At 64.4% G+C, this 3,211-nt stretch carries 2 protein-coding genes and 1 pseudogene; 1 reads left to right on the forward strand and 2 read right to left on the reverse strand.

The window, feature by feature from the left end:
* The first annotated feature begins 133 nt into the window (after positions 1 to 133).
* A protein-coding gene (locus tag ACFZBD_RS35120) for an IS5 family transposase (RefSeq protein ID WP_391147782.1) occupies positions 134 to 1,005 on the forward strand; the annotation gives its coding sequence in 2 pieces (ribosomal slippage) (positions 134 to 482 and positions 482 to 1,005; 873 coding nt in all).
* Positions 1,006 to 1,575: 570 nt separating this feature from the next.
* Here the strand turns inward: ACFZBD_RS35120 and ACFZBD_RS35125 are convergent.
* Both ACFZBD_RS35125 and ACFZBD_RS35130 read right to left on the reverse strand, forming a co-directional pair.
* A complete protein-coding gene (locus ACFZBD_RS35125) occupies positions 1,576 to 1,866 on the reverse strand; it encodes a hypothetical protein (protein WP_391147784.1) in 291 nt (96 codons plus the stop codon).
* Between the two features lie 1,068 nt (positions 1,867 to 2,934).
* Positions 2,935 to 3,123: pseudogene (locus ACFZBD_RS35130) on the reverse strand (IS110 family transposase); the annotation flags it as partial.
* Positions 3,124 to 3,211 lie beyond the last annotated feature (88 nt).

Consider the following 3,211-nt stretch of genomic DNA (forward strand, 5'->3'; position numbering starts at 1 on the left):
AACAACTCCCACAACTCATCCGGCACCAGCCGCTCGGCAAGACTCGTCATGCCCAGCACAACGAGCCAAACCGCCAAAGGAAACGACGTCTAAGGCCTGTCTTCAAAGAGTGGTGAGAGGGCATCATGTCCGTATGGTGCGTCGTCATGAGCTCACGGATGTCGAGTGGGAAGTGCTGTCCGGACTGTTGCCGCGGGCGTCATCAGGGCGGCCTCGGCTGGATGATCGAGTGGTGTTGAACGGCATCGTCTGGAAGTTGCGGACGGGCACGGCCTGGCGTGATGTACCCGCGCGATACGGGCCTTGGCAGACCTTGTATACGCGTTTCCGCAGGTGGGCTCTGGATGGGACATTCACGAAAATGTTGACGGCGGTCCAGGCGGAGAAGGATGCGGCCGGTGACATCGACTGGCTGGTGTCGGTCGACTCCACCGTCGCCCGTGCCCATCAACATGCCGCAGGCGCCCGTAAAAAGGGGCAGGGACAGGGGACGAAGTACACGATCACGCCCTTGGACGATCTCGAGGCGGACTGACCACGAAGATCCACCTCGCCTGCGACGGCCGCGGCCGGCCACTCGGCTTCGTCCTCACGGGCGGCAATGCGGCCGACTGCACCCAGTTCGAGCGGGTGATGGACGCGATCAAGGTTCTCCGGGTCGGGCCCGGCAGGCCTCGAACCCGCCCCGACCACGTTCTGGGAGACAAGGGCTACAGCTCCCGGAAGATACGCGCCTACCTGCGCAAACGCGGAATCGAGCACACCATCCCCGAACGGCGCGATCAGCGAGCCAACAGGCGGCGCAAAGGCCGAACCGGCGGCCGCTCCTGCGGATTCGACAAGCAGCTCTACAAGCGACGCAACGTCGTCGAGCGCTGCTTCAACCGGTTAAAACAGTGGCGCGGCATCGCCACTCGCTACGACAAAACCCGCGAGTCCTACCGCGCCGCCGTCACCATCGCCTCCCTATTCCTCTGGCTCAACCTCTTTGAAGACACGGCCTAGAGGCTTCCGGATAAGGCGGCAGTGCGCCACATCGTCCCCGAACCCGGCGCCCGTTTCTCCTGGTCGCGTACCCGCAATTTGCCAGGCCATCGTCACCGGCTGATGTTCCCGGCGCACTCACCACGCATCATCCGCGTACCTGGGCGGACCTCCGGCCCTGCGGCGCTGCTGGATGGTGCTACCCATCCACGCGATCAGCGGACCGCCGTAATCGTCGCCGCTGACGGCCCCAGCCACGGGCGCCCACCCGCTCCCCGAGCCGGCGGCAGAACAGACGTCGGCGGGCAGCGCCCGGGCCGCCCCGCACCACTGCCCATCCCACCCCATCTACACGCATCGGTGTATGCCGCCTTATGCTGCTGCCACGCCTGACCGCCAACTCGTTGGCCAGTCCCTATGACGTTTCCCGGTGAAAGGCTGTACCCGATGCGAGAGCGTGATTACCGTTTGGGGCACCTACCGTTCCTGACACGAACTCGGCCTGCGCTCCCGCCGCATGGCCCTGAAACAGTTATGGCCACGGCCGAAGCCTTGTTCGGCTGTGAGGGCGAGTTCTTCACCGTGCCCGGATCATTTCCCGAAGTTCCGGACCACCTCATCTTCAGCGACACCACATACGCCGTGCTTCGCACGCCCAGTGCCGTCACAGACAAATATTGGTACACCGTTCGCGATGTAGACGGCCACCGCCAGATTCTCGGTGAGCCGGGCCCTAGGAAGATCGACACCGTTCGCAGCGCTCTGAACCAGCTCGCCAAGCTCCGCATGGAACACGTGGCGCGAGTCACGCGTAATCGGGTAGGCCTCCTCGGCTTGCCCGCAGTACCAGCCGTTCGCCTGGGGCACGAAGAATTCACGCACGCCCGCGTCCTGCACGTCCGATGCGCATGCGTCCGCGTTCCCGGACTTTCGGCTCACTACGAAGACCTTGAAGAGGCCGCTGATCGGCTGAACGGATTCGAAGCGATATCGATCTGCCCTACATCCTGTTCCCCCCGTCCTGCGCGTACGACACACCCGGCTTGACGGTGCCATGGATGTGTCCCGAGTGATGACCTTGGCAAGCATGCTGTGCCAGGCCGTGGCTGCAGCGAGCCCGTGGATGGTAAGTAAGTGACCGCTGAGCGATGCAGCAGGCGTTTTGCAGGAGACGGGCGACGCTGTCGAGGTCGCTGAGGTCGGCCAGATGGACTCGACCCAGGGCTGGCCGTCGAGCCGGCCGTGGAGGGTCTGTCAGGCTGGGCCTGCCGCGCCAGCCGGGCAGCGGCTGCCCTGTGGTGAGCTGTCCCTCCAGCCATGCCAGCACCAGCCCGAAAACCTGGCCGTAGGCGGGCGGCCTACTGATCGTTTCAAAATGAGGTTCTGAGTGGTTTCAAGCAGATGATGCTGCAAGCGAGTTGGAGAGCCAAAGCGGAAAAGGCGGCCGCGCATACCCCACGGAAGGACGCCCAGGCAACTTCTTCATCGGCCTCCTCCGCGGAGATCGGCCTGACGGAGCGAGCCAGATGCGGCCGGACGATGCTCTCCTCAAGAGGAAGTCTGCCGCAGTCCTCGAGCCGCGACCGCACAGTCAGAAAGGCGCGGGCGATGAGCGTGCCTTCGCTGAACGGTGCCGCCGAGCCCGGGACGGAAGCAGACACTGACAACGCCGTACCAGCCGCAGTAGAGACCGCTTTCCTGCTGTACGTCAACGGAGCGGCCGTCGTCGACGCGAGAAAGGTAACGGGGGGGGTGCCCCTATGTCTTTGGTCAAGGTGGTCGGGTCGGTGTCTGGTGGGTCTGGCAGTGTGGCTGTCGTGAGTGATGACGTGTCTGTTCGGGGGGCGGCTGGTGAGGCCATGCGTCCGTGCGACTTCTGTGGTCACCCGGTCGTGATCGACTCGATCGACGAGCGTGACTGCCCGGTGTGTGTGGCGAGGGTGCTGAGGTTCAGCCCGAAGTAGCCGGCTGGGGTTCGTAGAAGGTTCCGTCGCGGAGCATCGCGAAGAGGACGTCGGCCCGGCGCCTGGCGAGGCAGAGCAGGGCTTGGGTGTGGTGTTTGCCTTGGGCGATCTTCTTGTCGTAGTAGGTGCGGGGGGCCGGGTCGGCCAGGGCGGCGAACGCGGAGAGGAAGAAGGCTTCCTAATGTTGTTGTCAAGCTGCGGTGGTTGCTGGGGGTGTGATCTCGTAGCACCGCCGGTCACGGATCAGGGCCCAGATGACGTTG

Origin of the sequence: Streptomyces sp. NPDC008121 (assembly GCF_042957155.1) — a bacterium.
Lineage (GTDB): Bacteria > Actinomycetota > Actinomycetes > Streptomycetales > Streptomycetaceae > Streptomyces.